Annotated in this window: 27 protein-coding genes; 18 read left to right on the top strand and 9 right to left on the bottom strand. The window is 65.0% G+C overall.

The features are described from left to right. Window positions 1–132: 132 nt before the first annotated feature. On the bottom strand, window positions 133–369 hold the full coding sequence (locus tag ACMDW7_RS09170; RefSeq protein ID WP_377301291.1) for a hypothetical protein: 237 nt from the start codon (window positions 367–369) through the stop codon (window positions 133–135). Between the two features lie 208 nt (window positions 370–577). Next, the gene (locus tag ACMDW7_RS09165; RefSeq protein ID WP_377301292.1) at window positions 578–889 is read right to left on the bottom strand and encodes a hypothetical protein; all 312 of its coding nucleotides are present in this window, start codon (window positions 887–889) and stop codon (window positions 578–580) included. Between the two features lie 608 nt (window positions 890–1,497). Here ACMDW7_RS09165 and ACMDW7_RS09160 point away from each other — a divergent pair. Further along, window positions 1,498–1,929 carry a hypothetical protein gene (locus tag ACMDW7_RS09160; RefSeq protein ID WP_377301294.1) on the top strand — a complete coding sequence of 144 codons (432 nt, stop codon included), beginning with the start codon at window positions 1,498–1,500 and terminating at the stop codon, window positions 1,927–1,929. Between the two features lie 148 nt (window positions 1,930–2,077). Next, on the top strand, window positions 2,078–2,524 hold the full coding sequence (locus tag ACMDW7_RS09155) for an SRPBCC family protein (protein WP_377301295.1): 447 nt from the start codon (window positions 2,078–2,080) through the stop codon (window positions 2,522–2,524). Window positions 2,525–2,754: 230 nt separating this feature from the next. Here ACMDW7_RS09155 and ACMDW7_RS09150 read toward each other — a convergent pair whose 3' ends face one another. Further along, the gene (locus tag ACMDW7_RS09150) at window positions 2,755–3,189 is read right to left on the bottom strand and encodes a hypothetical protein (RefSeq protein WP_377301297.1); all 435 of its coding nucleotides are present in this window, start codon (window positions 3,187–3,189) and stop codon (window positions 2,755–2,757) included. Window positions 3,190–3,735: 546 nt separating this feature from the next. On the opposite strand from ACMDW7_RS09150, the gene ACMDW7_RS09145 reads away from it, so the two are divergent. The 6 genes from ACMDW7_RS09145 (at window position 3,736) to ACMDW7_RS09120 (ending at window position 7,597) form a co-directional block, all read left to right on the top strand. After that, on the top strand, window positions 3,736–4,143 hold the full coding sequence (locus ACMDW7_RS09145; protein ID WP_377301299.1) for a hypothetical protein: 408 nt from the start codon (window positions 3,736–3,738) through the stop codon (window positions 4,141–4,143). Between the two features lie 70 nt (window positions 4,144–4,213). Beyond that, entirely contained in the window at window positions 4,214–4,507 is a 294-nt protein-coding gene (locus ACMDW7_RS09140) for a hypothetical protein (RefSeq protein WP_377301301.1), read from the top strand. 113 nt (window positions 4,508–4,620) lie between these two features. Then, window positions 4,621–4,956, top strand: a complete 336-nt coding sequence (locus ACMDW7_RS09135) for a hypothetical protein (RefSeq protein WP_377301303.1) — start codon at window positions 4,621–4,623, stop codon at window positions 4,954–4,956. A 21-nt stretch (window positions 4,957–4,977) separates the two neighbouring features. After that, window positions 4,978–5,295, top strand: a complete 318-nt coding sequence (locus ACMDW7_RS09130) for a YbbC/YhhH family protein (protein ID WP_377301304.1) — start codon at window positions 4,978–4,980, stop codon at window positions 5,293–5,295. A gap of 753 nt (window positions 5,296–6,048) precedes the next feature. Next, window positions 6,049–6,984, top strand: a complete 936-nt coding sequence (locus ACMDW7_RS09125; RefSeq protein WP_377302535.1) for a helix-turn-helix domain-containing protein — start codon at window positions 6,049–6,051, stop codon at window positions 6,982–6,984. Window positions 6,985–7,126: 142 nt separating this feature from the next. Further along, on the top strand, window positions 7,127–7,597 hold the full coding sequence (locus tag ACMDW7_RS09120; RefSeq protein ID WP_377301306.1) for a hypothetical protein: 471 nt from the start codon (window positions 7,127–7,129) through the stop codon (window positions 7,595–7,597). A gap of 228 nt (window positions 7,598–7,825) precedes the next feature. Here the strand turns inward: ACMDW7_RS09120 and ACMDW7_RS09115 are convergent, their stop codons facing one another. Continuing rightward, window positions 7,826–10,168, bottom strand: a complete 2,343-nt coding sequence (locus tag ACMDW7_RS09115) for a Tex family protein (protein ID WP_377301308.1) — start codon at window positions 10,166–10,168, stop codon at window positions 7,826–7,828. Here ACMDW7_RS09115 and ACMDW7_RS09110 point away from each other — a divergent pair. Then, window positions 10,167–10,982, top strand: coding sequence for a hypothetical protein (locus ACMDW7_RS09110; RefSeq protein WP_377301310.1), 816 nt, complete (start codon window positions 10,167–10,169; stop codon window positions 10,980–10,982). The genes ACMDW7_RS09115 and ACMDW7_RS09110 overlap by 2 nt on opposite strands. Before the next feature lie 111 nt (window positions 10,983–11,093). Here the strand turns inward: ACMDW7_RS09110 and ACMDW7_RS09105 are convergent, their stop codons facing one another. Beyond that, the gene (locus tag ACMDW7_RS09105; RefSeq protein ID WP_377301312.1) at window positions 11,094–11,852 is read right to left on the bottom strand and encodes a PP2C family protein-serine/threonine phosphatase; all 759 of its coding nucleotides are present in this window, start codon (window positions 11,850–11,852) and stop codon (window positions 11,094–11,096) included. Window positions 11,853–11,900: 48 nt separating this feature from the next. On the opposite strand from ACMDW7_RS09105, the gene ACMDW7_RS09100 reads away from it, so the two are divergent. After that, complete coding sequence (locus tag ACMDW7_RS09100) at window positions 11,901–12,185, top strand: YdcH family protein (RefSeq protein WP_377301314.1); 285 nt, start codon at window positions 11,901–11,903, stop codon at window positions 12,183–12,185. 147 nt (window positions 12,186–12,332) lie between these two features. Continuing rightward, window positions 12,333–14,327 (top strand): ATP-dependent DNA helicase, encoded by a 1,995-nt coding sequence (locus ACMDW7_RS09095; RefSeq protein WP_377301316.1) that lies wholly within the window; start codon window positions 12,333–12,335, stop codon window positions 14,325–14,327. Here the strand turns inward: ACMDW7_RS09095 and ACMDW7_RS09090 are convergent. Then, the gene (locus ACMDW7_RS09090) at window positions 14,287–15,075 is read right to left on the bottom strand and encodes an outer membrane protein assembly factor BamD (protein ID WP_377302537.1); all 789 of its coding nucleotides are present in this window, start codon (window positions 15,073–15,075) and stop codon (window positions 14,287–14,289) included. The genes ACMDW7_RS09095 and ACMDW7_RS09090 overlap by 41 nt on opposite strands. Before the next feature lie 149 nt (window positions 15,076–15,224). Here ACMDW7_RS09090 and ACMDW7_RS09085 point away from each other — a divergent pair, with 149 nt between their 5' ends. Together ACMDW7_RS09085 and pgeF are read left to right on the top strand one after the other, a co-directional pair. Next, a complete protein-coding gene (locus ACMDW7_RS09085) occupies window positions 15,225–16,253 on the top strand; it encodes an RluA family pseudouridine synthase (protein ID WP_377301317.1) in 1,029 nt (342 codons plus the stop codon). Window positions 16,254–16,278: 25 nt separating this feature from the next. Beyond that, window positions 16,279–17,016 carry a peptidoglycan editing factor PgeF gene (gene pgeF, locus ACMDW7_RS09080; RefSeq protein WP_377302539.1) on the top strand — a complete coding sequence of 246 codons (738 nt, stop codon included), beginning with the start codon at window positions 16,279–16,281 and terminating at the stop codon, window positions 17,014–17,016. Here the strand turns inward: pgeF and ACMDW7_RS09075 are convergent. Next, window positions 16,996–17,307 carry a hypothetical protein gene (locus tag ACMDW7_RS09075; protein WP_377301319.1) on the bottom strand — a complete coding sequence of 104 codons (312 nt, stop codon included), beginning with the start codon at window positions 17,305–17,307 and terminating at the stop codon, window positions 16,996–16,998. The two genes, pgeF and ACMDW7_RS09075, sit on opposite strands and share 21 nt — an antisense overlap. A 230-nt stretch (window positions 17,308–17,537) precedes the next feature. Here ACMDW7_RS09075 and ACMDW7_RS09070 point away from each other — a divergent pair, with 230 nt between their 5' ends. The 4 genes from ACMDW7_RS09070 (at window position 17,538) to rimO (ending at window position 22,562) form a co-directional block, all read left to right on the top strand. Further along, window positions 17,538–19,184 carry a PHA/PHB synthase family protein gene (locus tag ACMDW7_RS09070; protein WP_377301321.1) on the top strand — a complete coding sequence of 549 codons (1,647 nt, stop codon included), beginning with the start codon at window positions 17,538–17,540 and terminating at the stop codon, window positions 19,182–19,184. A gap of 77 nt (window positions 19,185–19,261) precedes the next feature. After that, window positions 19,262–19,999, top strand: a complete 738-nt coding sequence (gene phbB, locus ACMDW7_RS09065; RefSeq protein WP_054126454.1) for an acetoacetyl-CoA reductase — start codon at window positions 19,262–19,264, stop codon at window positions 19,997–19,999. A gap of 477 nt (window positions 20,000–20,476) precedes the next feature. Next, complete coding sequence (phaR, locus tag ACMDW7_RS09060; RefSeq protein ID WP_377301323.1) at window positions 20,477–21,055, top strand: polyhydroxyalkanoate synthesis repressor PhaR; 579 nt, start codon at window positions 20,477–20,479, stop codon at window positions 21,053–21,055. 139 nt (window positions 21,056–21,194) lie between these two features. Next, window positions 21,195–22,562, top strand: coding sequence for a 30S ribosomal protein S12 methylthiotransferase RimO (gene rimO / locus ACMDW7_RS09055; protein WP_377301325.1), 1,368 nt, complete (start codon window positions 21,195–21,197; stop codon window positions 22,560–22,562). A 142-nt stretch (window positions 22,563–22,704) separates the two neighbouring features. Here rimO and lplT read toward each other — a convergent pair whose 3' ends face one another. After that, window positions 22,705–24,006, bottom strand: coding sequence for a lysophospholipid transporter LplT (lplT, locus tag ACMDW7_RS09050; RefSeq protein ID WP_377301327.1), 1,302 nt, complete (start codon window positions 24,004–24,006; stop codon window positions 22,705–22,707). A 194-nt stretch (window positions 24,007–24,200) separates the two neighbouring features. On the opposite strand from lplT, the gene ACMDW7_RS09045 reads away from it, so the two are divergent. Then, window positions 24,201–24,710 carry a MaoC family dehydratase gene (locus ACMDW7_RS09045; RefSeq protein WP_377301329.1) on the top strand — a complete coding sequence of 170 codons (510 nt, stop codon included), beginning with the start codon at window positions 24,201–24,203 and terminating at the stop codon, window positions 24,708–24,710. 11 nt (window positions 24,711–24,721) lie between these two features. Here the strand turns inward: ACMDW7_RS09045 and ACMDW7_RS09040 are convergent, their stop codons facing one another. Continuing rightward, the gene (locus ACMDW7_RS09040) at window positions 24,722–25,888 is read right to left on the bottom strand and encodes an ABC transporter substrate-binding protein (protein ID WP_377301331.1); all 1,167 of its coding nucleotides are present in this window, start codon (window positions 25,886–25,888) and stop codon (window positions 24,722–24,724) included. Window positions 25,889–26,036 lie beyond the last annotated feature (148 nt).

Below are 26,036 nucleotides of genomic sequence, written 5' to 3'. Positions count from 1 at the left end.
GGCCCGGGCGGCTCTTTGTATTTGGTGGCACGGCGCGGCTTTGCATGGCCATGCCCGCGAATCTGCGGTGGGCGCGCTGGCCGTGCGCCCGTCGGCTGCGCCCCGCAGGTGCAGCGCTTCAGTACCTGAGGCTCAGTGCGCCCCGCGCTCGCGCTCGGCGCTGCAGAAGCGGTTCAGGATCGCCTGCACGCGCTCTTCATCGTCCACGCCGTCGGTGCGCATGGCTTCGGCCTCGAAGACGAACCAGTAGGCGTCGTCCGCGTCCACGCCGGCTTCCAGCAGCTCGCGCAGCAGGATGGCCTGCTCCGTGGTCGGGTCCTCCCAGCTGGGCAGGGTGGGGGCAAAGTCGAGGCCGGTGTGGAAGTTCATGGCGGGCTCCTGGTGTTTCTCACTGCGTTTGCTTTGGCGACGAAAGCGCAATCACTTTCATGCCTGTTGAAACGAAGTGTGTCCGCGACGGAGCCGGCGCAATCCAACGAAAAACGGCCGCAAGCCGCGTCAATTCAAGACGCGGGTGCGGCCTAATCAGGCGGCGGATCGGATCGCCGCCCGAAGGGGTATTCAGTGTCGGGGCGGGTCAGCCCAGCGCAAACGCGCCGGCGGCGCCCAGTTGCGCGCCAATGCGGGCGGCCTGCTCGACCTCGCCCGGCGCCGCAAACTGCCGCGGCTCGCCCAGACGGGCAAACCACTGAGCCTCGGTCTCGTGCACGCCCGAGGCGCGCAGCGCCCCCAGCAGCGTGTCGATGTGGCGCTTCTCGCTCATGGGTGCAGCGCTGGCCGTGAAGGGCAGCGAACGCACGAGCGGCAGCTCGGCAAGCAGTGCGCCAGCCGGCGTCGCAGTGCGAAGCACAGGGGTCATCACGGTGGATTCAACAGCGACTGCGAGCATGGCGGCAACCCTTCCTGGAAACCTTGTTGGCAACCTTCAGTGGCAGCCCGGAGCGGGGGAATCCCACTCGGTCTGACGCTGTATCGGCCGCTTTTCGCCGGGCTTTAGGGCGATTTCAAAAAAATTTTGGTTGACGCTTCGGCACACTGGCCGCACCACCTGCGCAGCACGTACCAAGGCGCACGCGCAGCAGCCGCCACCCCGGCTCGCGCCAAGGCCTGCGTCTCCCGCCTGCGTTTCCCTTCAATAGCAGGCTAGCGGCGCAACGCTGTGGGCCATCTGCCGAAAAGCGGGGGGTTTCGGGCGGCGCGGGCTACCGGGGTGAAGGGCTGGAAATCGAGACGGCCTGCCGATGCGAGCTCATGACGCCCAGCTGCGCTGGACGCCGCTGATTCCGGTCGCCGCAACGTGTCGCGCCGAAGTACATGGGCCGATAGACTGCAGCGATTGGCAACCGATGGCAGGCGCCCAGCCAGGCGACCGGCCAGTTCAATACCGCCAAAAACTGCACGGTCACCGATCTATTGGGTCGTGGGCGCGTCCGATCCAGTCCGCAAGGGCGAATCCGTTTGCAGCGTCATGGTTCACAACAAACCAGCGGTCCGCAAATGAGTGTTGCGTCTCGCGCGGCTTGCGAGGCTGCGGCATGGGCCTTTGCAGGCGTGTTTCTGGCATCCGGTGTGTTCTTTGTGCTTTGGCGCGCAAGCGCGGGCTTCGGAGATTTGGCTCTGCTCGCTGCGGTGCACGGGCTGGTCGGGGCGCTCACTGCATTCATTGGGGTCGCCACGCTGGTCATGCGCCGGTTCCCCGGCAACCCCCCGGTGGTCGGCGCCGGGCGCGGCGCCGCACTCGGTGTGCTCGTCACGGTGGTTGTCCCGATGGTGAGTGTGTTGGTTTGGCCGGGGTCGGGCGGCTTGCTGCACAGCATCTTTGGGCAGGTGTTCTGGTCAGTCGGGGTCGCGGGCGGTCCCTTTGCCCTTGCTGGCGCCTTGCTTGGCCGCCGGATTGAGAAACGGCTGTTCGGCGCGCGTCCCGCTTAGGCAAGTCGAACAGCGTCATTCCCCCCAAGCCACGTCGCACCACTTCGCGGCACCACTTCTCAAGCATGCTCCGCCCAACCGGCGCCGCCAACGCGCCAGCGCCGCAGCGCTCGCGGCTCGGGTATCAAGCGGGTCAGGAGGGTTCACCATGCCAAACACCGTTCGCCTGCACCGCGTGCTTGCCGCGCCGCCAGAGCGCGTCTACCGCGCCTTTACCGAGCCCGCCGCGATGGCGCGCTGGCTGCCGCCCAACGGCTTCACCTGCGAGGTGCAGCAGTTCGAGCCGCGCGTGGGCGGGCGCTTCCACATGAGCTTCACGCAGTTCGCCACCGGCCACAGCCACGGCTTTGGCGGCGAATTCCTCGAGATGGCGCCCGGCCAGCGCCTGCGCTACACGGACGTCTTCGACGACCCCAACCTGCCCGGCACGCTGGAGGTCACCATCGACTTCACCGCCGTCTCCTGCGGCACCGAACTCCACATCCAGCAGGCCGGTATCCCCGACGCCATCCCGCCCGAGATGTGCTACCTGGGCTGGCAGGACAGCCTGGACAACCTCAAGCGCCTGGTGGAGCCGGGTGCAGAGGGTGGGTAAAGAGGGCGGGTGACCATTCCCGCCTCGATCGCGAAACGAAGATCGGCTATCAGAGCGCGCTTTCAGACCAAACTGCCTGAAGAACCGCGCCTAACAACCGGCTTGTGGCGCAGGGGCCTCGCGCTTGCAAGCGCTCAGACTTCCGGCGGCAGCGAGCCGTGCTCGCTGAAACCCCGCCTTCAGCATGGGACAAGCGGGAAGGGGTGTACGGCCAGGCCAAAGCCTGCCGCTCAGCGCAGCCGCAGTTCTGTGCGCTGGCTGGCTTCCAGCACGCCCTTGCGGCGCACTTCGGTGCTGGTGGTGGCGGCGCTGCCGTCGGCCTTCACCGTCACCGCCATGCGCAGCAGGGTGGCGCCCTCGGCGCCCACCTCGATGCGCGCTTCCTTGCCGGCTTCGGTCAGCAGGCGCGGGCGCATCAGTTCCTTGCCGGTGGCCAGGTCCGTGATCACGGCGCGCAACTCGTACACGCCCGGCTTGTCGGCCGGCACCACCTCCAGCTGCGTACTCGGCTTCACGGCGGCCCAGTCAATCGCCATCATCGCGGCGGCCTGAGGCGAGGCGTGGGTGGATGCATTCGCCGCCGGCTGCGCGGCGGCTTGTGCAAAGGCAAAGCTGGGAGCGAGCGTGGCGGCGCAGAGCAGGGCGCAGGCGGCGAGGGGGTTCAAGGGCGTTCTCCGGCAGTCAGGGTTGGGCGCGCGTTCGTCTTGCACTGAACGGGAGGCTACACCGCAAGATGGACGACGCCCGCATGCTGTGGCACAGAACCAGCATTCATGCGGGTTTTCAGGGCAAAGTGGCTGGAGAGGCGCGCCCAACAACCGGTTTGTGGCGCAGGGGCCTCGCGCTTGCAAGCGCTCAGTCTTGCGGAGGCAGCGAGCAGTGCTCGCTGAACCCCCGCCTTCAGCGCCGGACAAGCGGGAAGGCGTTTGAGTACGTCTGCCGTACAACCGCTTTGCCCTGCGCTGACGGTCGCCGCGCAGGATGCTCAGCCGCCTGGGTGCCTAGTGAGTCCACCCCATGTCGCGTCTGCGCACGGGCAGATAGACTTCAGCAGGTTGCGGGGTTTGTCGGGCGCATTACGCAGCATGCCAAATCCGCCATCCCGCCAAGAGCCGCGCCGGCACTGAGCCCATAGGGAGCAGGCGCGCCCGAAATAGACCGCAGGCGCCACGATATTTGGCAGATTTGCGGTCTACATCACGTTAAACAGCATGACCGCGCATCGCTCAGTCAATGAAGTCCTAGCTCAACTGGCCACGCTGAATGATCAGCCGGTTCAGGTGGAAGGGATATTGGAGCGTCAGTCAGAAGGGCTTGAGTTGCTTCACTATCCAAAGGCCGAGCGTCAATCTGGGCCAGCGGAAGGGGAGCATCAATACCAAGCAAGTATTTGGGTCGGTTTTGGCAACGGAAGCCTGCAACCAAATACAGAAGCGCTAGAGCGTTGGGTTGGTAAGCGCGTTCGCATTCACGGAGTTATTAGCAGCTATTTGGCGCTTCCGCCGGTCGGATCGCTCGGGCGTGGCGGATTTGGACCGTGGGGCTTCTGGCCTGCGCAAATTGAGCCGTATTCAGTGCAGCGCATCACCGCTGAGGACCGGCGTGAAAATGCTGTTTAACCCCTCATTGCAGCGGACCTGCGCCAGCTGCGCTGGCTGGTCCGCTGAATTCGAACGTTAGGCGTTGCTTATGTCCGTTTTCAACCACAAGGGCCGGTTAGTAAGCATCGAGGGCGAGTGGGCAACGTACGAGTATTACCCCGACTACTTGTCTCATGCCAATGAATTTGGCTTATTCAAGGTCAAACCCGCGTCGCTGCTTTCCGACGATTCCGCTGAATATGAACTTGTTCACCGTCTCGACACAGTCAAACTTTGGCGCGGCCGACAAGACGAACAGGTGGTGTTCGCGCTGATGTCGAAGATTCGCACCAGTGCAATCTCTGGCAACCTATTTCCCGGCGAGGTCTACCACAATGCGTAACCGTGGAGCGCCTAACACGGCAGTCAACCGGACACCCAAATGCTGCGCATTTGGGTTCCCTCCGCTGGCGCTCCGGTGCCGGTTACTTCTACGTTGGGCATACGGGGAATGTCATGGACTCTGAGATCAGCGACGCGGTTGAGTCCGCGTATCGCATTGAGCGCGAGTATGGATTTCTGTGCGACCGCCAGTCCCGGATGGGCGGCACATTCGCCGCTGTACGCCGCCTCGCGGAGACCGGAGACGTTGCTGTCCTCGATGGTTGCCCTGATTGGCTGCTTTCCGAACTGCAGGAGTGGGTCCAACACTTTCGGAAAACGGGCGAGTTCGGCTTCGTCTCCAACTTGGGCTCGGTGGATCACTCTCCGCTTATGGCCAAAGCCAGTGCGGTCTTGGCAACTGCCGAGGCCCAACCTGTCGCTCCAGCGGACGGCTCCGCCGTCCGCTGAGCTTGCACGTTACAAGACTCCATGAACAAGCGCACGCTCAACATCGCAATAGCTCTGCTGCTGTTTATTCCAGCGGCATATTCACAGTCACCGCATAATTTCAAACCCGCACGGGGTTATGTTCCTGATGCAGGGACTGCGATAAAGATTGCAGTTGCAGTTTGGGAGCCAATTTATGGCCAAGAGCAAATCTCACGGCAAAAGCCGTTCAAGGCTGTCTTGGTCAACGGCACCTGGATTGTAGAAGGCACTTTGCCAAAAAATTCTCTCGGTGGTGTTGCAGTCGCTGAAATTGCACAAGATGATGGAAAGATTTTGAGAGTGGGTCATGGAAAGTAAGCCTTCTAACCGTACGTATATGGACTCCCCCATGCACAACAAGATCTGATCGTTGAGGGCTGGCTGGGAGAGAAACCTGCAGTCATCTATCCGGCATCTGAGGTGGGATCGAGAGCGTCCCGTGCCGACATGGAATCTGCAAAGCTGCGGCGCCACACGCCACATCTCCTGTTCTTCGTGCGGCAGGCGGTGCTGCCGGAAGAGTGATCGGCGTCGCGCAGCCTGGGGCATCCCCCGCCTGGACATGATGATCGACGGTGGCCCCTCAGCTCTAGCGTCAATGCAGACACCAACTGCCCTGCCGCTGCACGGCAGACTCCCAGTTTGCAAACCCAGCACTGGCGCGGCTTTCCAAGGCAAATGCCCTGAAAACCCGCATGGGACAAGCGAAAAGCCGGTTTGAACCCGCCCCGGAACGAAGGCGCTGCGTTCTTACCGCTTGCTCTTCAACGCATCGGCCAGTGCGCTCGCAAATCCGCCCTGCAGTTGCGGCTGGGCTTGGGCTTGTAGCCGGCGGCGTTGCGGTCGAATGCTAACGGGGTCACGTCTTGTGTTTTGCCCAGTACGCTGCCGCGACTCCACGAGGCAAGCGGCGAGAGCTGATCCCGTTTGCTTGCTTGCAGATCGCCTCGCTCCAGATCCGCCCACGTTCCCAACATGATTCACACAACGCTCGTCTCGCTCGCCAGTGCCTCATCTGCTTGCGCGTTGCTCCTGCTTTTCGCGCTGCTTGCCACGCCGCGGCGCTTGCCGATGCCTCTCAGCGCGCTCTTGGGCGGGGTGCTGATGCTCGCGGGCTTGACGCACACGGCGTGGCAGCACCTCGGGTTTCCGGCGCTTGGGCCGCTCGATGCTCCGCCGCGGGCTTACGGCGCCGGGCTCTTTGTGCAGAGCTGGGGGTTTTATGCGCTGCTTGCGGGCGTGTTGCGGCCGGCTGAGGGCAGGCATTGGGGCGTGTGGGCCAGCGGCGCGCTGAGTGCCGTACTTGCAGGGCTGGTGTCGCCCGCGTGGGCGATCCCGGTGTCACTGGCGATCGGCACCGGCTACACCATTCACTTGTCCGTATTGCTGTACCGGTTGCGGGCCACTCGGCGCTGGTTTCGCATCGAGGGGCCTGTGCTGCTTGCGTTCGCGCTGATGGGCGCGGGCGTCGGAGCGGCGGGTGCGCTCACCCCGCACGTGCTGTCTTGGGGCACCTTCGGCTTGATCTACTCGGTACTGCTGACGCTAGGTTTCGTGAGCACGCTGGCCCTGCTGCTGCTCATTCCGGACCTCGCGGTGAAGACCCAGGAGGCTGTCAGCGCGAGTTATGCACAGAGCTCGCTTGGCAAGGTCGATGTGGTGTCTGTTGGCGAACGCCTGCGCCAGCTGTTTGAAGACGAGCATCTTTACCGGGACGAGGATCTGGGTCTGGCCAAGCTCGCCCGCCGGCTCGATCTCACGCCGCATCAACTCTCAGAGTTGCTGAACGTGCGCTTCGGGGAGGGGTTTTCGAAGTTCGTGCGGCGGCATCGGGTGGCTGCAGCGCAGCGCATGCTGATCGAAGAGCCTCGAGCGTCGGTGCTGTCGGTGGGCTTGAGCGTCGGCTTCGGCGCGCAGTCGAGCTTTTACGCGGCGTTCAAGGAAGAGACCGGCGAGGTGCCTGGCGAGTACCGGCGCAAGCGTCTGGCGCAGGACGCGGCGGCCTGAAGCTCCATTCCGATCATTCTGGAAGCTCGCAAGTCATTGATTTTCAAGGGTTTGGAAATTTCTTGCTCCGGCACGATCCGGATGGAAGCGGTGACGTCGCGGCAGGCCGAGAGTGGGGTCTCAACCCAACCGGAGAGCTTCCATGACCACGACCCCGATCCAAAACGACGCCGTCCTTCTCCACGCCGCCTACGCCACCTACCTGCTGATCTCCGTGGCCATGACCATCTGGGTGGCGCGGGCTTTGTCCAGCAGCGGTGAAACGTTCCTGGTGCGCTGCTTCGGCCAAGACGTGGACCTTGCCCGCTCCACAAACCGGCTGCTGGTCATCGGCTTCTACCTGCTCAATCTCGGCTTCATCAGCATGCGCTTGGATGGCTGGAACCTGCAATACACGAACCTGATTGGCGAGTTAGGCGCACGCATCGGCATTGCGCTGCTGGTGCTTGGCGCGATGCACTTCTTCAACATGATGATGATCGCCCGAATGGGCCGCACGATCCGCCGTTTGATTGGCGCTGAATCCGATGCACCGACGGCCCCGACCGGCTTGCACAATGAACTCGGCAAGACTGAGCAGTTCAAGCAAGGCGGCGCGTCAGTGACTCGCTGACTGATTCCGGGTGCCCTGAGCGGTCAATGGGCGCCCGCAGTCACCAAAGATCACAGCCCAAGGCCGTTCAACGGCCTTTTCCGCTTGTCTGGCGCCACTTTTCAGCCACTTTGCCTTGAAGACTGGCTCCAGAAGCCGGTCTTCGATTTCTGAGTCACGGTGATCCAGCACTCATGCGGCTTTCCAGACCAAAATGGCTGGAAAGCCTCACCAGACAAGCGGACAGCTCTAGCGCTTGCTCTTCAACGCATCCGCCAGCGCACTCGCAAATCCACCCTGCAGCTGCGGCTGGGGCTTGGGCTTGTAGCCGGCGGCGTTGCGGTCGCGCGGGGCGCCGCTGGTGCCTGCGCTTGAGCCTTCGCCGGGCCGGCCGGGGCCCTTCATGGACAGGCCAATCCGCTTGCGCGGTACGTCCACCTCCAGCACCCAGACTTTGACGGCCTGGCCGACGCGGGCGACTTCGCGCGGGTCCTTGACGAACTTGTTGGACAGTTCGCTCACGTGCACGAGGCCGTCCTGGTGAACGCCGATGTCCACAAACGCGCCAAAGGCGGCCACGTTGGTGATGACGCCTTCGAGCTGCATGCCGGGCTTGAGGTCCTTGATGTCCTGCACGCTGTCATCGAATGTGGCGTACTGGAACGTGCCGCGCGGGTCGCGGCCGGGTTTTTCCAGTTCGGTGAGGATGTCCTTGACCGTCGGTACGCCAAAGCGCTCGTCGGCAAAGTCGGCCGGGGCGAGCTTCTTGAGCACGTCGGCGCGGCCCATCACCTCCGTCATGGGCTTGCCCACCTTGGCAAGGATGCGCTCGACCACGGGGTAGGCCTCGGGGTGGACGCTGCTTGCGTCCAGCGGGTTGGCGCCGCCGGTGATGCGCAAAAAGCCTGCGGCCTGCTCAAAGGTCTTGTCGCCCAGACGGGGCACGGCCTTGAGCGCCTCGCGGCTGGCAAAGGCGCCGTGCTGCTCGCGGTGGCTCACGATCGCCTTGGCTGTCGTCGTGTTCAACCCTGAAACGCGGGCGAGCAGGGCGGGGCTGGCGGTGTTCACGTCCACGCCCACGGCGTTCACGCAGTCTTCCACCACGGCGTCCAGCTGGCGGGCCAGGTTGCGCTGGTTCACGTCGTGCTGATACTGGCCCACGCCAATGCTCTTGGGGTCGATCTTCACCAGCTCCGCCAGCGGGTCTTGCAGGCGGCGGGCAATGGACACGGCGCCGCGCAGGCTCACGTCCAGGTTCGGGAACTCCTGCGAGGCCAGCTCCGAGGCGGAATACACCGAAGCCCCCGCCTCGCTCACAACCACCTTGCGGATGTTCAGTTGCGGCGCCATGCGGATCAGGTCGCCGGCAAGCTTGTCGGTCTCGCGGCTGGCCGTGCCGTTGCCAATCGCAATCAGCGCCACCTTGTGCTTGAGCGCGAGGGCGCCGAGCGTGGCGAGCGATGAATCCCAGTCGCGCCGCGGTTCGTGCGGGTAGATGGTGGCGGTGTCCAGCAGCTTGCCGGTGGCGTCCACCACGGCCACCTTCACGCCAGTGCGCAGGCCGGGGTCCAGGCCAATCACGCCGTAGTTGCCGGCAGGCGGGGCCAACAGCAGATCGCGCAGGTTGTCGCCAAACACGCGGATGGCCTCGGCCTCCGCGGCGTCGCGCACCTGGCCGAGCAGATCGGTCTCCAGCATGGGCGCCAGCTTCACGCGCCAGGCCCAGCGCACGCAGTCGGAAATGAATGCATCGGCAGGCTGGGTGCCGATGTTGAGCTTCAGGCGCGCGGCGATGGTGCCTTCCATGGGGTGGCGAGCTTTCGGGTCGGCAGCCATGTGCTCCAGATCGGGCGCGGGCAGATCCACCGCCACGCGCAGCACGCCGGCGGTGCGGCCGCGCAGCATGGCGAGCGCGCGGTGGCTGGGGCACTTGGCAATGGGCTCCCGGTGGTCGAAGTAGTCGCGGAACTTGATGATGTCCGGATCCAGCTTGTCCTTGTGTTCCTCCGCCACGGTGCAGATGAGCTCGCCGCGGCTCCACAGGCTTTCGCGCAGGGCAGTGACGGTGTCGGCGTCTTCGGCAAAGCGCTCGGCCAGGATGTCGCGCGCGCCATCGAGTGCGGCCTTGGCGGTTTCGATCTTGGGCTCGGAGGCGCTGTTCAGGAACTTGGCGGCTTCTTCCAGCGGCACCAGGGCGCGGTTGGCGAGCAGACCATCCGCCAGCGGCAGCAGGCCGGCCTCGATGGCGATCTGCGCGCGGGTGCGGCGCTTGGGCTTGTAGGGCGCATACAGGTCTTCGATGCGCTGCTTGGTGTCTGCGGCAAGGATCTGCTGCGAAAGCTCGGGCGTGAGCTTGCCCTGCTTTTCAATTTCCGCCAGCACGGCGGCCCGGCGTTCTTCCAGCTCGCGCAGGTACACCAGGCGCTCGGCCAGCAGGCGCAGCTGCGTGTCGTCCATGCTGCCGGTGACTTCCTTGCGGTAGCGGGCGATGAAGGGCACGGTGGCGCCTTCATCGATCAGCGCTATGGCCGCCTGGACGTAATGGGCCGGGTGGGCGAGCTCACGGGCGAGCTGGGCAATAATTCCTTGCATGACGCAGGTGCTGTCCTTCGAAAAGGCCGGGATTGTGGCACAGGCCACAGCGCCCATTTGGGCGGCCGTATGGCTTTACAGCGCAGTACCGTTTGTTACCGCTGCGACCACCGGGCCGACCCCGGCGGCGCCGGGTGTTGCGGCCAAGGTTGCAGCCAACGCGACACCCACAACCGCGCCCACGAATCCGCCCGACATGCAGGCCGTCGCGGCGCGCCTGCTCGCCATCGAAGCCGAGCGCGAGCAGGTGGATACGCGTGAGTTGGAGCGCACCAACGCCTGCCTGAGCCGTTTCTTCCAGGAAAACTGCACCCGTAGCGCTCGGCGCGACGCGGCGCTGGCGCGCCAGAAGCTGCTGCAGGAAGAGGTCAAGCTGCGCCGGATCGAGCGCGAGGAGCGTGTGCGCGAACAGGATCTGCGCATCGCCGAGAAGCAGCGCGAGCGCGCCGAGGAAGCCGCCGCCGCCGTGAAAGCGGCGCAGAGCGAGGAAGCCCGCCAGCGCGCTGAGCGTGTGGAGGCGGCCCGTGCCGCGGCCGAGGCAGCGGCGCAGGCGCCCGCAGAGGCGGCCACGCCAACCCACGCGCAGCACAGCCGCCCACGCAATCCACCACTTTCAGCGCAGCCGGATGCTGCGCAGCGTGCTGCCAACCGCGCCGCGGCCCAGCAGCGTGAGGCGGATGCGCGTGCGCGCCAGGCGGAGATCAAGCTGCGCGAAGAAAAGCGCCGCCAGCGCCAGGCCGCACAGGCGGCCAGGAAGGCCGCTGAGGCTGCAGCGCAGTCGCCGCAGGCAGGCGGTGCACCCGCCAAACCCTGATCGCGGGCTTCTGGCGCCACATACCCGAAAACACCTGCCCAGAATGCACATGGCGCGCAAGGATGTTGAATCCGTGCGCGCCATGTTTGTTTGGCTTTTCGCGTGGGTACGTCAGCCGACGAGGTCTGGCGGATCGAGCTTGACGATGATCAGCGAGAGGTTGTCACCCTTGCCGCGCGCACGCTCACGTGAGAGCTGCACCAGCAGTTCGGCCGCTTCGCGCGGGGGCAGGGTGTGGATGATGCGGGCGAGTTCGTCGTCAGAGAAATAGGCCCAGACGCCGTCGCTGCACAGCAGGAAATAGTCGCCGGGGCCGTGATCGGTGATCTCGGCGTGCGTCACTCGCGGCGCGCTCTTGGTCCCCAGCGCGCTGGTGATCATGTTGCGGTATTTGTGCGTGGCCGCCTGCTGCTCGGTGAGCTTGCCGGCGCTGATCATGTCCTGCACGTAGGAGTGATCGAGCGTGCGGTCCATCAGCTGGCCGGCGCGGAAGTGGTACAGGCGGCTGTCGCCCACGTGCATCCAATGGCAGCGCTGCGGCGTGACAACTAGCGCCACGGCGGTGCTGTGCGGCTCTTTTTCTTCGGTGAAGCCGGCGAGCTGGATGACCGTGTGCGCTTCTTCGACCATGTGATCGAGGCCAGCCTCGATCGCATCGGATGGGCGCCAATCCTTGAAGAAGTTTCGCGCCGTCGAGATCACCTGATTGGCAGCCATGGCGCCGCCGGTCTTGCCGCCCATGCCGTCGGCAACCACGGCAATGAGAGCGCCGCCCACATGGGGCGAAGCCATCAAGGTGAGTCTGTCCTGCTGTTCCTGCCGATCGCCGATGTGCTGTGCCGTGCAGGCGTTGACCGTGTAACGCTTCACTGAGTGGATCTGAAATAGTGGGCAGAGCAGACTGGGGTCGCACAGTTCATGGGTGCTGCGCTTGAGCCCACAGGGCAAATCTCTGACAATTCAGATCATTCTAATGATCTGGCAACAATTGGTTGCTTTCCCGTGAGCGACGTTGCGTCAATTCATCACCGAATCGTCGAGCTCGAATTGGAGCACCGCGAACTTGATCGCTCAATCGAGGTATTGATGGCGCAACCCGTCATCGACGAACTCATGGTCAAGCGCATGAAGAAGCGCAAGCTGCTCATCAAGGACCAGATCACCTTCCTGCGCCTGCAGCTCACGCCAGACATTCCGGCCTGAACCCGCGCCGGGTTCCTACCCGCCGGCCCGGCCTGCTTCGGGCGTCTGGGTCACAATCTCGCCTTCCACGTGCCTTGCCGCGTTCCTGCCCGGCCCTGATGCCGCGCTGATCGCCCCGATTGACTTGCCACCTTCCACTTTTTCCTCATGAGCGTTGCCGACGCAGTCACTGAAGCGCTGTCGGCCGCCGGTGCACTGGCCAAGAGCATTGCGGGCTTCCAGCCGCGCAGCGTGCAGCAGCACATGGCCACCACCGTGCTTGGCGCGATCGAAACGCAGGGCACCGCCGTGATCGAGGCCGGCACGGGCACCGGCAAGACTTTTGCCTACCTGGTGCCCGCATTGCTTGCTGGTGGCAAGGTCTTGATCTCCACCGCCAGCCGCAACCTGCAAGACCAGCTGTACGACAAGGACCTGCCGCGCGTGCGCGACGCCCTGCGCGCCCCGGTGACGGTGGCGCTGCTCAAGGGGCGTGGCAACTACGTGTGCCACTTTCACCTGGAGCGCACCCGAACCGAAGGGCGCCTGGCGTCGAAGGACGAGGTCGCGCACCTCGCGCAAGTGGTTGAGTTTGCGAAGTTGACCAACACGGGTGACCGGGCCGAGCTGGCCAGCGTGCCGGATGAGTCCGGCATCTGGCCCAAGGTGACGTCCACTGTGGACAACTGCCTGGGCAGTGAATGCCCGCACTTCCGCGAATGCTTCGTGATGAAGGCTCGGCGCACGGCCATGGAAGCGGACGTCGTCGTGGTGAATCATCATCTGTTCTTTGCGGACGCCGCGCTGCGCCGCGAAGGTGTGGCTGAGCTGCTCCCCTCGGTCAACACGGTGATCTTCGATGAAGCTCATCAAATCCCGGACGTGGCCACGCAGTTCTTTGGCGAAGCGGCCAGCACGCGCCAGTGGCTGGAACTGGCGCGCGACAGCACTGCGGCGGTGCTCGCCCATGCGCGGGAAGCGACGGGCGCCGCCGATGCCGCGGGCGCGCTGGAACTGGCCGTGCGTCAGGCCCGAATCGCGCGCAAGGAGCTGGTCGGCCGCCTGAATTTCGCCCAGGCCAGCGAAGATGCGGCGCTCATGCAGCGCCTTGAGGCCGTGCAGGGCGCCCTGGCGGCACTGGCGGAGGCGCTGGCGCCGCTGCGCGAGCGCAATGTGCTGATCTCGCAGGCGTTCTCGCGCGCGCTCACGCTCGAAGAACTGCTCGGCCGCTGGCTGGATACGAGCCGCAGCACGGACGACATCCGCTGGATCGAGTTCACGGCCACGGCGATGATCCTGCAGAGCGCGCCGCTGCAGGTGTCCAACAAGCTGGCGGAGCTGCGTGCCACGAGCGGTGCGGCGTGGATCCTGACCTCCGCCACGCTGGCGGTGAAGGACGACTTCTCGCACTTCCTTGGGCATGTGGGGCTGGATCTGCCGAGCTTCGGGACGCATTGCCTGCGACTGGACAGCCCGTTTGACTACGCGCAGCAGGGCCTGCTGTATGTGCCGGGCGGCCTGCCTGCCGCGACGGACCCGGCGCTGGCCGAGGCGCTGGTGGCGCACTGCGCGCCGCTCGTGGCCGAACTGGGCGGGCGCAGCTTCTTTCTGTGCACCACCCTGCGGGCTGTGGATCGGACCGCAAAGGCCCTCCGCGCGAACGATCAGACCCAAGATCTGGAGATTCTTGTGCAGGGCGAGGGCGGCCGCGCTGCGCTGCTCGAGCGCTTTCGCGCCAGCTCAGGCGCCGTGCTGGTGGGTGCCGCGAGCTTCTGGGAAGGGATCGATGTACGGGGCGAGGCGCTTTCGATGGTGGTGATCGACAAGCTGCCCTTTGCGCCGCCGGACGATCCGCTCTTCGCCGCGCGCCTGGATGCGGCCAAGGAGGCAGGCGGCAACCCGTTCTTCGATATCCAGTTGCCCGAGGCGGTCATCGCGCTCAAGCAGGGCGTGGGCCGGCTGATTCGCGACCCCGCGGATCGCGGCCTGCTGGTAATCGGCGACGCCCGGCTGGTCGAAAAGCCCTACGGAAAGCGCATCTGGGGCAGCCTGCCACCGTTCGCGCGTACGCGCGAATTCTCAGTCGCGCTGCAGTTTGCTCAGGCGCTGGAGCTGTGTGGCCTCAGAACGGGCTCCACCAGCGCGGCTGCTCCACCTTCCTGACTGCGGCAACCTTGCCGGAGTTGGGGAAGTTCTTGTCGAGCACGCGCTGGGCGTCCTTGGCGAGCTCGGGCTGCTTGAGTTCGTCGTAGGCGATGACCATGATGGCCAGCGCTTCTTCCAGCGCGGGTGCGGTCTGGTAGGTCTTGACGGCGAACTGGGCGCGGTTGATGGCCGCCAGCGGCGCGCCGCGGCGCAGGTAGTAGCGCGCCACATGGACTTCATATTCGGCCAGGGCATTGACCAGGAAGTTCATGCGGTCGATCGCATCTGGCGTGTAGACGCTGTCTGGGAAGCGCGTGGCCAGTTCCTTGAAGGCGTCGAAGGACTCGCGGGCAGACTTCGGGTCGCGCTCGCTCAGTTTCTGGTCGGTAAAGCGGGCGAGGAAGCCAAGGTTCTCGTTGAAGTTCACCAGCCCGCGCAGGTACAGGGCGTAATCCGTGGCCGGGTGGTTCGGGAACTGGCGCTGGAAGCGGTCCAGTGTGGCGAGCGCCTCGGTCGGGTTGCTGTCGCGCCAGTGCACGTAGGCGGTCTCGAGCATGGCCTGCTGGGCAAAGACCGAGAAGGGGTCGCGGGCCTGCAGGCGCTCGAGGGTCCTGAGCGCGTCGATCCACGTGGAGCTGGCAATCTCGTTCTTGGCCTGGGCGTAGAGCGCCTCGTTGGACATCTGCGCCGGGTTGCGGCTGTCGCTGGTCGAGCCGCAGGCCGCCAGAGCGGCGATCACGGCGCCTGCCAGCACGGTGCGAACAATCGCGCCACTAACATGGCGGGCAGAGCGAACAACGGGCAGGGCGATCAAGGTCTTGCGCTGTTGAGTACGAGACACGACGGGTCCAGGGCGGGGTGGAAAGCGACTGCTGCCTGGTGGGGCCAACAATCCCTAGAAAGGTCTTGGATTATATGCAGCCCCCCTCTGTGGCCCAGCCGACCGCCCCCTGGGCGCAGGCCGGTGCCGAGGAGCCGGACTACCTGGTGGAAGTCGATGAGACGCAATCCGGCGCGCGGATCGATCGCGTGCTCGCCCAGGCGATCCCGAGCCTGTCGCGCTCGCGCCTTCAGGTCTGGATTGCCGACGGGCTGGTGAGCATCGACGATCGCCCAGTCAAGAACGCCAGCCACCGCGTGCAGGCCGGCGACCAGATCGCGGTGTTTGCCGCCGAGGCGCCAGAGGCGATGGCTTTTTCGCCCGAGGCGATGGCGATCGAGGTGATTCACCAGGATGCAGATGTCTTCGTCATCAACAAGCCGGCGGGTCTTGTCGTGCATCCGGCAGCGGGTAACTGGAGCGGCACCCTGCTCAACGGCCTGCTGCATCTGGATGCGCAGCTGGCCCGCGTGCCGCGCGCCGGCATCGTGCACCGGCTGGACAAGGACACCAGTGGCTTGATGGTGGTGGCGCGCAGCCTGCAAGCGCAGGCGAGTCTGGTGGAGCAGATCAAGCAGCGCGCGGTGCATCGCCGCTACATCGCGTTTACGCACCGCGCGCCCACACCGGGTGCCGGGACGATCGATCAGCCCATTGGCCGTGACCCGCGCAACCGCCTGCGCATGGCCGTGGTGGCCGGGGGCAAGCCGGCCGTGACGCACTACCGGTTGGTTGCGCACGAGGCCGAAGGTACGACCGCCCGGATCCACTGCAGCCTGGAGACTGGGCGTACGCATCAGATCCGTGTGCATCTGGCGGCGGTGAGCTGCCCGCTGGTGGGCGATGCGCTGTACGGAGGCCGTCCGATCAATGTGGAGGGTGAGCGCGTCGAGCGGCAGGCGCTGCACGCGGCGCGTCTGGCCTTTGATTCGCCGGGCACGGGTGCGCGCCTGAGTTTCTCCGCGCCCCTGCCGGCAGACCTTGCGCATTTGGCGAGCAGCCTGCGTCTGGACCGCGACCTCAAGACCCAAGGAGACTTTGGTGACGACAGCTGGCCGACCTGAGGCCGCACCGACGGTGCAGGCGGCGGTGCATGTTTTGCCTGCACAGTGGCCAAGCCTACCCGGTGTGCACGCCTTCACCACCCTGCGGGGCGGTGGCGTATCTCAGCCGCCTTTTGCCGGGCTGAACCTGCGCGACGGGCAGGGTGATGACCCGCTGGCCGTGCGCCAGAACCGTGCGCTGCTGCGCAAGCTGCTGCCGGCCGATCCGGTGCCGCTGAATCAGGTGCACGGCGTCGCTGTCTGGGACGCGGACACGCCACGCGCGTCAGGCGAGCCGCCCACTGCCGACGCGGCGGTGACCACTCGCCGGAACACCGTGCTCGAGATCCAGACGGCGGACTGTCTGCCGGTGCTGATCGCCGACACGCAGGGCAGGGCAGTGGGTGCAGCTCATGCCGGCTGGCGCGGGCTGGCCAGCGGTGTGATCGAGGCCACGCTGGATGCATTGCAGGCTCGCGTGCCGGATGGGCGGTGGCAGGTCTGGCTCGGGCCGGCGATCGGCCCGCAGGCTTTCGAGGTTGGCGCCGAGGTGCGCGAAGCCTTTGTCGCGCAGAACCCGGCTGCCGCGGGTGCCTTTCAGCCCGGTGCGCCGGACAAGTTCCTGGCGGACATCTATCTGCTCGCGCAGCAGCGGCTTGCAGCACGCGGCGTGTCCGCCGTGTACGGTGGCGGGCTGTGCACGGTTTCGGATGCGCAGCGCTTCTTCAGCTACCGGCGCGACCGGGTGACCGGCCGGATGGCTTCACTGATCTGGCTGGCCTGACTTCGGCCCGGCCGGGGTCACAGGTGCGTCTTGCGCTCCGTCAGGACTGGCAGTGGCGGGGTCGAGTGCCGCTTCGGCCGACGCCTGCTGCGCGCGTAACGCAGCAAGCTCCTGCTGGGCCTTCACGCGCTGCGCCCGCCAGCGCATGGGTGTACCGAGTAAATAGAGCAGCACGGACAGCGGGAGCACACCGTAGAAGATGAAGGTTGCCGCCCCCGCGACGAACGAGGTCTCGGTCAGCGACATCAGGATGACGACGTACATCCAGGCGATGGCAACGATGTAGAGCATGTGTTGGGGTGGGGGCCGGCGCGTGTATTTGTAAGCGAACGATCGTACGCAAGAAGGCGCCGGCTGGTTCGTGCGTAGCCGTGTCCGGATGCCGCGCCTGCGCGATACGGAGCCGTATTGATGCCACGCAATTGACACCACCCGCCCGGCGGAGACAATGGCAGGGAGATCCAACAGGCATGCGGCTTGCGGGCCTGATGTCATTTGAGCGTCAGCCACGTTCAATACAAATGCAGGAAAACGAGGTGAATGGGATGGGTGGGGAGCAATTCGACTGGCAGGCGCTGATGGGCGCGCAACTGAGTGGCATGACGCCGCCCAAGCTGGACACGGCGCAGCTCATGGCCTGGCAGCAGCAGTATCTGCAGGCCATGCTGGCGGGCCCCAAGGCCGCCGCGCAGGACCGTCGCTTTGCCCACAAAGCCTGGCAGGGCGGGGACCTGCATGCGCAGATGGCGGCTTGGTACGTCCTGCACAACGAGCACTTGAACGGCCTGCGCCAGATCCTTGCGGGCAGCGGCCACCAGGGCGAGCAGGCTGCCTTCATGATGGAGCAGTGGCTGGCGGCGATGGCGCCGTCGAACTACCTGCCTTTCAACCCGGAAGCACTCGAACTCGCCAAGCAGACCAACGGCGCCAGCCTGCAGCAGGGCCTCGCCAATCTGCTGGCCGATTTGCAGCAGGGCCGCATCAGCCAGACGGACGAAAGCGTCTTCGAGGTCGGCAAGAACGTGGCCACCACGCCGGGCGACGTGGTGTTTGAGAACGACTTCATCCAGCTCATCCAGTACCGGCCGACCACACCCAAGGTGCATGCGCTGCCTTTTCTGCTGGTGCCGCCCTGCATCAACAAGTACTACATCCTGGACCTCCAGCCCGAGAACTCGCTGGTCAAGTACGTGGTGGATCAGGGGCATACGGTGTTTCTGGTCTCCTGGCGCAATCCGCTGCCCGGCGAGGGCATGGAGCACGCCACCTGGGACGACTACCTGAATGAAGGCCCGGTGGACGCCATCAACGCGGTGCGCGCCATCACCGGGGCCGAGCAGATCAACGCGCTGGGCTTCTGCGTGGGGGGCACCCTGCTGGCCTCTGCGCTGGCTGCGCTTGCCGCCAAGAAGCAGCGACCGGTGGCGAGCCTCACCCTGCTCACCACGCTGCTGGATTTCACCGAGCCCGGCATCCTGGGCGTGTTCGTGGACGAAGCCCAGGTGGCTATGCGAGAAGCCCAGTTCGCCAATGGCGGCCTGATGCCCGCGCGCGACCTGAACAGCGCCTTCAGCGCGTTGCGGCCGAATGATCTGGTCTGGAACTACGTGGTCGGCAACTACCTGAAGGGCGAGCGGCCGCCGGCCTTCGACCTGCTGTACTGGAATTCCGACAGTACGAACCTCTCCGGCCCGATGTTCGCGCAGTACCTGCGCCGGCTGTATATCGATAACGCGCTGGCCAAGGGCGAGCTGCACAGCCTGGGCGTGCGTCTGGATCTATCGAGCATCGACGTGCCGATCTACGTCTACAGCAGCCGCGAGGATCACATCGTTCCCTGGGGTTCGGCCTACGCCTCCGCACAGGCCCTGCAGGCACGGGATCTTCGCTTTGTGCTGGGGGCCTCCGGCCACATTGCCGGGGTGATCAATCCCGCCAGCAAGAACAAGCGTAACTTCTGGGTGGGCCGCGCCGGCAAGCTGCCGGCCACGGCAGACGCCTGGTTCGACGCCGCCACCGAGAAGCCCGGCAGCTGGTGGCCGGACTGGGCAGCGTGGCTGTCCAAGCACGGGGGTGGCATGAAGCCTGCTCCGAAGAAAGCCGGCAGTGCCAAGTTTCCGGCCATCGAGCCGGCGCCCGGCCGCTACGTGAAGGTCCGCGCGATCTGACCTGCAAGACCCACGCTCAGAACAACCCGAAGCACGGCGCCGCCGTGTACTGACAGGCTCAACAAGGAGGAGACAGCATGACGCAGAAGGTGGCATACGTAACTGGAGGCATGGGCGGCATCGGCACGGCAATCTGCCGCAAGCTGCATGACATGGGCTACAAGGTCATCGCCGGCTGCGGCCCGAGCCGCGACTTCAACAAGTGGCTCGGTGAGCAGTCCGCACAGGGCTACACCTTCTACGCCTCCGTGGGCAACGTGTCCGACTGGGACAGCACCAAGGCCGCCTTCGACAAGGTCAAGGCCGAGCACGGCACCATCAGCATCCTGGTGAACAACGCCGGCATCACGCGCGACGGCGTGTTCCGCAAGATGAGCCTGGACGACTGGCGCGCGGTGATCGACACCAATCTCAACAGCCTGTTCTGCGTCACCAAGCAGGTCATCGACGGCATGCTGGATCAGGGCTGGGGCCGCATCATCAACATCAGTTCGGTGAACGGCGAGAAGGGCCAGTTCGGCCAGACCAACTACTCCGCCGCCAAGGCCGGCATGCACGGCTTCACCATGGCGCTGGCGCAGGAAGTGGCCAGCAAGGGCGTCACGGTAAACACCGTCAGCCCCGGCTACATCGCCACTGACATGGTCATGGCTGTCAAGGAAGAAGTGCGCGAGAAGATCATCGCCACCATCCCGGTCAAGCGCCTGGGCCGCGCCGAGGAAATCGCCTCCATCTGCGGCTGGCTCACCACCGATGACGCCGGCTACTCCACAGGCGCCGACTTCTCCTGCAACGGCGGGCTTCACATGGGGTGAAGCAGGGATTTCGGCGGGCACTGCCCGCCGCCTGCTGAACGACGAGCGCTGAGTGCGGGGTTTCGCGGAGTTCGCTCCGCGCCGCGCGAAGAGGCAAGGCTTGCAAGCCTTGCCCCCGACTTGCAAGCGCGAGGCTCGTTACACCCGTGGAGCTGTTCTGACTAAAGCGCTGCAGGCGCGGTTCACGAACGGCGAGCACGTACTCGTGCGAGGCTCGTCATACCGGTGGCACAGTTCCAATGCTCGCCCGGCTCCCAGCCAGGCGATTTGCTTTCATACGTGGCCTCAGCATTCAACAAAACGACCTGATGCATGTGCGGGCACGCTTTCGCTCCCCCAGCGACACCCTATGCTGCACCGCCCCAATGCAGCGCAAAAAACTCCATACAATCGGTTGCATCATCTGCTGGTCAGGACGAGGACGCCCGAAGGCTCTTGCACAGCAGCGAAGCACTGCAACATTCCGGAGACAGGTTCATGGCCACATCGCGTTCAGGGTCTTCCAGCAAGTCGTCGCAGCAGCGGCTCATCAAGAAGTACCCCAACCGTCGTCTGTACGACACCCAGACCAGCACCTACATCACGCTGGACGACGTCAAGCAGCTGGTGATCAACAACGAGGTCTTCAACGTGGTGGACGCCAAGTCCAACGAGGACCTGACCCGCTCGATCCTGCTGCAGATCATCCTGGAAGAGGAAGCCGGCGGTGCGCCCATGTTCTCCGCCCCGGTGCTCGCCAACATCATCCGCTTCTACGGCCACGCCATGCAGGGCGTGATGGGGCCTTTCCTTGAGAAGAACATCACCACCTTCCTGGAGATCCAGAACAAGTTCCAGGAGCAGTCCAAGGCCATGTACAACGGCAAGCAGTTCGGCCCCGAAGCCTGGGCACAGTTCATGAGCGGCCAGGCGCCCATGCTGCAGAGCATGATGAGCCAGTACATCGAGCAGTCCAAGAACGTGTTCGTGCAGATGCAGGAGCAGATGCAGAACCAGACCAAGTCGATGTTCGGCAATTTCCCTTTCCCACCCGGCGGCAACCCGCCGGGAAAATGATCAGCCCACCCGGCGGCAATCCGCCGGGGAAATGATCGGCGCACCCGGCGGCAACCCCCCGGGAAAGTGATCGGCCGGCTGAAGTTCGCAGCACACCCCCGCCGGTAAACTGGCGGTTTCGAGCTAAAGCGGTGATGCTGTGAGCCAAGACAACTCGCAACCCACGCAGGCAGCGCCTCGCGTGGGTTTTGTTTCTCTGGGGTGCCCCAAGGCGCTGGTGGATTCGGAAATCATCCTGACCCAGTTGCGCGCCGAGGGTTACGAGACCTCCAAGACCTACGAAAACGCCGATCTGGTGATCGTGAACACCTGCGGCTTCATCGATGATGCCGTCCGCGAAAGCCTGGACACCATCGGCGAGGCGCTGGCCGCCAATGGCAAGGTGATCGTCACCGGCTGCCTGGGCGCCAAGGCAGACAAGGACACCGGCGAGAACCTGGTGGCCAAGGTGCATCCCAAGGTGCTGGCCGTGACCGGACCGCACGCAGCCGACGAAGTCATGGGCCATGTGCACACCCATCTGCCCAAGCCTCACGATCCCTTCATCGATCTGGTGCCCGAAGCAGGTGTGAAGCTCACGCCCAAGCACTACGCCTATCTCAAGATCTCCGAAGGCTGCAACCACCGCTGCACCTTCTGCATCATCCCCAGCATGCGCGGCGATCTGGTGAGCCGGCCGATCGGCGAGGTGATGCGCGAGGCCGAGGCCCTGGTCAAGGGCGGCGTCAAGGAGCTGCTGGTCATCAGCCAGGACACCTCCGCCTACGGCGTGGACGTGAAGTACCGCACGGATTTCGTCAACGGCCGACCGGTCAAGACGCGCATGACCGAGCTGTGCGAGGAGCTGTCCAAGCTCGGCGTGTGGGTGCGCCTGCACTATGTGTACCCGTACCCGCATGTGGACGAGGTCCTGCCGCTGATGGCGGAAGGAAAGATCCTGCCCTACCTGGACGTGCCCTTCCAGCACAGTCACCCGGACGTGCTCAAGCGCATGAAGCGCCCCGCCAGCGGCGAGAAGAACATCGAGCGTATCCGCCGCTGGCGCGAGATCTGCCCGGAGCTCACCATCCGCTCCACCTTCATCGCCGGCTTTCCGGGTGAGACGGAAGCCGAGTTCCAGCACCTGCTGGACTTCCTGGAAGAAGCGCAGCTCGACCGCGTGGGCTGCTTTGCCTACAGCGAGGTGGAAGGCGCCACGGCCAACAGCATCGAAGGCATGGTGCCCCAGGCCCTGCGCGAGGAGCGTCGCGCGCGCTTCATGGAAACCCAGGCGCGCATCTCGGCCGCGCGGCTGCAGCGCTTCGTGGGCCGCACGCTCAAGGTGCTGGTGGATCAGGCCACGGCGCAGGGCGGCATGGGCCGCAGCTTCTCGGACGCACCGGAGATCGACGGCGTGGTGCACATTGCGCCGCCCGATCGGCCCAGCCGCAAGTACCGCGTGGGCGACATCATCTCCGTGCGCATCCACAGCGCGGATGAGCATGATCTGGCGGGGGACCCGGTTTGATCGCTTGAAATCTGGCCGGTTTTCATGCTTTTTGATGCATTCAAAACCGGCTTTCCGCTTGTCTGGTGCGTGGAATCGGCACTAAGTGGCTTTTGGACAAATTTGGCCGATATTGATCGATCAAGCGCACGCCGCGCTGCGATCAGTGATGCTTGGCGGATCCGATCAGCCGATCCAGATTCGGGTCCGCGCGGTGGTTGGCGCGGTTCCAGGCCATGATGGCCAGCATCAGACCGGCCACCAGCAGGCCGTAGACGATGATGATGGTGTTCACGTGCAACTTCAGGCCCAGCAGCAGTGAATAGGCCGCCACCATCACCAGGATGTTGAGCTGCTCATTGAAGTTCTGCACGGCAATCGAGTGCCCCGCAGAAAGCAGTACATGGCCGCGGTGCTGCAGCAGCGCGTTCATCGGCACCACGAAGAAGCCGCCCAGGCCGCCGACCACGATCAGCAGCGCATAGACAAACGGCATGTTGGTCGCCAGCGGCATGAGCATGACGACCAGCCCCATCGCAATACCGACCGGCAGCACACTCAGCGCGCGCTTGAGCGTGACGAACTTGCCCGCGATCACCGCGCCCACGATCGTGCCCAGCGCTGCCACGCCCATCAGGATGCTCGCCTGATTCAGCGGCAGCCCCAGATGCTGGCGGCCCCATTCGATCACGATCAGCTGCAGCGTGGCACCGGCGCCCCAGAACAGCGTGGTCACGGCCAGTGAGATCTGGCCCAGCTTGTCCTTCCAGAGCGTGCGCACGCAGTGGGCAAACTCGTTCACCAGCTTCACCGGGTTGCGCTCCTGCTTCGGGTAGCGCGCGCCGGTATCCGGAATGGCGAGATTGAAGCCCGCGGCGATTGCGTAAAGCGCCATGATCACGCAGATCGCGGCTTCGGGTGGGGTGTCAATGCCGGTGTTGATGCCCGGCAAGTCGAATGACAGCAGCATGGCCGAGATCTTCGGGCTGATCAGCACGCCGCCCAGCACGGTGCCGAAGATGATGGACAGCACCGTGAGTGCCTCGATCCAGCCATTGCCTTTCACGAGGTCTTCCGGCGGCAGCAGCTCGGTGAGGATGCCGTACTTGGCCGGTGAATACGCCGCCGCGCCCACACCCACCAGGGCGTAGGCCAGAAACACCACGTACTCGCCCTGCAGTCCGGTCATGCCGAAGGCGTCATAGAAGAACATCAGCCCGCAGCCGGCGATCTTGACCAGGTTGGTCTGGAACATCACCGTGCCCTTGGGCTTGGAGTCTGCGTAGGCGCCCACAAAGGCGGCCAGCAGCACATAGGACAGCGCAAACACCCACTTGACCATGGGGGTCATCCAGGCGGGGCCCTGGAGCTGCATGATGAGGGCGATGGCAGCGATGAACAGCGCGTTGTCAGCCAGGGAGCTGAAGAACTGCGCGGCCATGATGGTGTAGAAGCCGCGTTTCATGCGTGTGCGAAGGTCTCCTTGGCCGGCAGCGTGGCCGCTGCTCAGGCGGGCTGGCGCTCCTGATCGCCTGGCGTACTGCGCTGATGCGCGTCACGCAGCCCTGTTGTTTTGCTCGTCTAATGTTATGCCATGCATCCCTTCACCCTGCTGACGGTCGCAGCGCTTTCTACCTCACTTCGTCCATGACAGTGCCCATGTCTGCCCAAGCCACTCAAGCCGCCCACGCGCCCTCCGCGCAGAGCACCTTCGACCTCACTGCGCTCGCCGGTCGCGTCGGCCAGACTCTGGTCGTGAGCGACTGGTTTGCCATCGAGCAGCTGCGCGTGAATGCCTTTGCCGAGGCCACCGAAGACCGGCAGTGGATTCACATCGACGCAGAGCGCGCCGCCACCGGGCCGTTCGCCAGCACGGTGGTGCACGGCTTCCTCACGCTGTCCATGATCCCCATGTTCTTCGAACAGAGCTTCCCGATGGACCAGCTCAAGCTCGGCGTGAACTACGGCCTGGACCGCGTGCGCTTTCCCGCGCCGCTGCCGGTGGGTAAGCGCATCCGCGCGCATTTCAAGCTGCTGGAGCTGCAAGGCGTGGCGGCGCTGCCGCCGGCCACGCAGGGCGCACAGCTCAAGTTCGAGGTGACCATCGAGGCCGAGGGTGCGAGCAAGCCGGTGTGTGTGGCTGAGCCGATCGTGCGGTGGTATCTGTAGGCCAAACTGGTCTATTGCGCCAAGGATCCATCCTTGCGCATCATCGCCAGATCCGCGAACTCCGTCCCGCGCAGGGGGAAGCGGGTGTAGTCGAAGCTCAGGCCGCCGACATCGATGACCTTGTTGGCGGTGCCGCGCGAAAGCGCGTCGGGCACATCGCCACCGGAGCGCAGGCGTTCCACCACGAGGCGCGCGGCGATGAAGCCTTCCAGCGCGGCGTGGGTGGGCGCTTCGGCGAAGTACTTGTTGAAGAGCTGGCGGAACTCGCGCACCACCGCAAGCGAGCCGCGTGTGGGGTCAGGCACGGCCTGTGACAGAACGGCGCCCTGAAGGCGGGGCGTGGGGAACAGACCGGACAGAGTGATCGGGTTCACTAGCGACGGACCGACCACGAGCGTGCCTGGCTGGCGCTCGGTGATGGCGTTGTAGATCTCGCCGTATTCGAGACTGTCCGCCAGCACGAACACGGCCTGCGCGCCGCTGGCCTGGATCTGGCTGAGCGCGGCGGTGCGGGCGGGGTTGGCGGAGGCGTTGGCGCCTGTCACAGGCCACACCACGAGCGGCACGGCGCCGCCGGCCGTTTGGCTGAGCTGCTGGCGCAGGGTGTTGCGCAGAGCGGGGGCGACGTCGGCGGGTGTGACCAGCGCGAAGCGGCTCACACCCATGTTGCGCAGCTGGCGGATGGCGCCGGCGAATTCCTGCGCATAGCTGGCGCGCGAGAACTGCACGTTGCAGTTGGCAGGCGCATCGACGCCGGCCAAGGGGCTGACGATCGGCACGCCACTCTTCTGGACCTGCGGGTCTGCGCACAGGGCGGTCAGTGCCGCGTCGCTGGGCAGGCCGAACAGCAGGGCGGGGCGGTCTTCGACCAGCATGGCGCGCGCGGCGTTGAGCGTGGCGTTGGCGTCTGTGCCGGTGGTGGCGCGCTGCACGACCTCGATGCGACGGCTGCCCAGCAGGCGGCGGGCGTTGGCTTCGTCAAACCAGGTCTTGGCGCCGGCAAAGAAGTCGCGGCTGTACTCCGCGAATGCGCCGGTGCGATCGGTGACGATGCCGACGCGTACCGTGGGCCGGGGCTCGCCCTGGGCATGGGCGGCGGGGATGAAGGGCGTGGCAAGCAGGCTGGCGGCGCAAAGCGCCAGCGCGAGCGAGGCCCGCGCAAGGAGGAGGTGAGACATGATCCCGAACCGTTCTGTTGTGAATGTTTAGCAACAGTTTGGTGCAGTGCGATGTCACATTTGTGACAGGCATCAGGCCAGATTCGAGAGGTGCGTCGATGTCAACGCTCAAGCGTTGAGCATCAAATTCGGACGAAAAACTAGAAGC

The sequence above is a fragment of the Piscinibacterium candidicorallinum genome, from assembly GCF_047549485.1.
GTDB lineage: Bacteria > Pseudomonadota > Gammaproteobacteria > Burkholderiales > Burkholderiaceae_C > Piscinibacterium > Piscinibacterium candidicorallinum.
This window is presented reverse-complemented; position numbering and strand designations above follow the sequence as displayed.

What these genes read in the sequence shown, in the direction of transcription:
- ACMDW7_RS09070 (WP_377301321.1), top strand. Translation starts at nt 17,538, where the DNA reads ATGCAGGAAAACGAGGTGAATGGGATGGGTGGGGAGCAATTCGACTGG.
- ACMDW7_RS09155 (WP_377301295.1), top strand. Translation starts at nt 2,078, where the DNA reads ATGCCAAACACCGTTCGCCTGCACCGCGTGCTTGCCGCGCCGCCAGAG.
- phaR (WP_377301323.1), top strand. Translation starts at nt 20,477, where the DNA reads ATGGCCACATCGCGTTCAGGGTCTTCCAGCAAGTCGTCGCAGCAGCGG.
- ACMDW7_RS09095 (WP_377301316.1), top strand. Translation starts at nt 12,333, where the DNA reads ATGAGCGTTGCCGACGCAGTCACTGAAGCGCTGTCGGCCGCCGGTGCA.
- ACMDW7_RS09130 (WP_377301304.1), top strand. Translation starts at nt 4,978, where the DNA reads ATGAACAAGCGCACGCTCAACATCGCAATAGCTCTGCTGCTGTTTATT.
- lplT (WP_377301327.1), bottom strand. Translation starts at nt 24,006, where the DNA reads ATGAAACGCGGCTTCTACACCATCATGGCCGCGCAGTTCTTCAGCTCC.
- ACMDW7_RS09160 (WP_377301294.1), top strand. Translation starts at nt 1,498, where the DNA reads ATGAGTGTTGCGTCTCGCGCGGCTTGCGAGGCTGCGGCATGGGCCTTT.
- phbB (WP_054126454.1), top strand. Translation starts at nt 19,262, where the DNA reads ATGACGCAGAAGGTGGCATACGTAACTGGAGGCATGGGCGGCATCGGC.
- ACMDW7_RS09140 (WP_377301301.1), top strand. Translation starts at nt 4,214, where the DNA reads ATGTCCGTTTTCAACCACAAGGGCCGGTTAGTAAGCATCGAGGGCGAG.
- ACMDW7_RS09115 (WP_377301308.1), bottom strand. Translation starts at nt 10,168, where the DNA reads ATGCAAGGAATTATTGCCCAGCTCGCCCGTGAGCTCGCCCACCCGGCC.
- ACMDW7_RS09085 (WP_377301317.1), top strand. Translation starts at nt 15,225, where the DNA reads ATGCAGCCCCCCTCTGTGGCCCAGCCGACCGCCCCCTGGGCGCAGGCC.
- ACMDW7_RS09145 (WP_377301299.1), top strand. Translation starts at nt 3,736, where the DNA reads ATGACCGCGCATCGCTCAGTCAATGAAGTCCTAGCTCAACTGGCCACG.
- ACMDW7_RS09100 (WP_377301314.1), top strand. Translation starts at nt 11,901, where the DNA reads ATGGGTGCTGCGCTTGAGCCCACAGGGCAAATCTCTGACAATTCAGAT.
- ACMDW7_RS09165 (WP_377301292.1), bottom strand. Translation starts at nt 889, where the DNA reads ATGCTCGCAGTCGCTGTTGAATCCACCGTGATGACCCCTGTGCTTCGC.
- ACMDW7_RS09045 (WP_377301329.1), top strand. Translation starts at nt 24,201, where the DNA reads ATGTCTGCCCAAGCCACTCAAGCCGCCCACGCGCCCTCCGCGCAGAGC.
- ACMDW7_RS09120 (WP_377301306.1), top strand. Translation starts at nt 7,127, where the DNA reads ATGACCACGACCCCGATCCAAAACGACGCCGTCCTTCTCCACGCCGCC.
- ACMDW7_RS09110 (WP_377301310.1), top strand. Translation starts at nt 10,167, where the DNA reads ATGACGCAGGTGCTGTCCTTCGAAAAGGCCGGGATTGTGGCACAGGCC.
- ACMDW7_RS09075 (WP_377301319.1), bottom strand. Translation starts at nt 17,307, where the DNA reads ATGCTCTACATCGTTGCCATCGCCTGGATGTACGTCGTCATCCTGATG.
- ACMDW7_RS09040 (WP_377301331.1), bottom strand. Translation starts at nt 25,888, where the DNA reads ATGTCTCACCTCCTCCTTGCGCGGGCCTCGCTCGCGCTGGCGCTTTGC.
- ACMDW7_RS09125 (WP_377302535.1), top strand. Translation starts at nt 6,049, where the DNA reads ATGCCTCTCAGCGCGCTCTTGGGCGGGGTGCTGATGCTCGCGGGCTTG.
- ACMDW7_RS09135 (WP_377301303.1), top strand. Translation starts at nt 4,621, where the DNA reads ATGGACTCTGAGATCAGCGACGCGGTTGAGTCCGCGTATCGCATTGAG.
- ACMDW7_RS09170 (WP_377301291.1), bottom strand. Translation starts at nt 369, where the DNA reads ATGAACTTCCACACCGGCCTCGACTTTGCCCCCACCCTGCCCAGCTGG.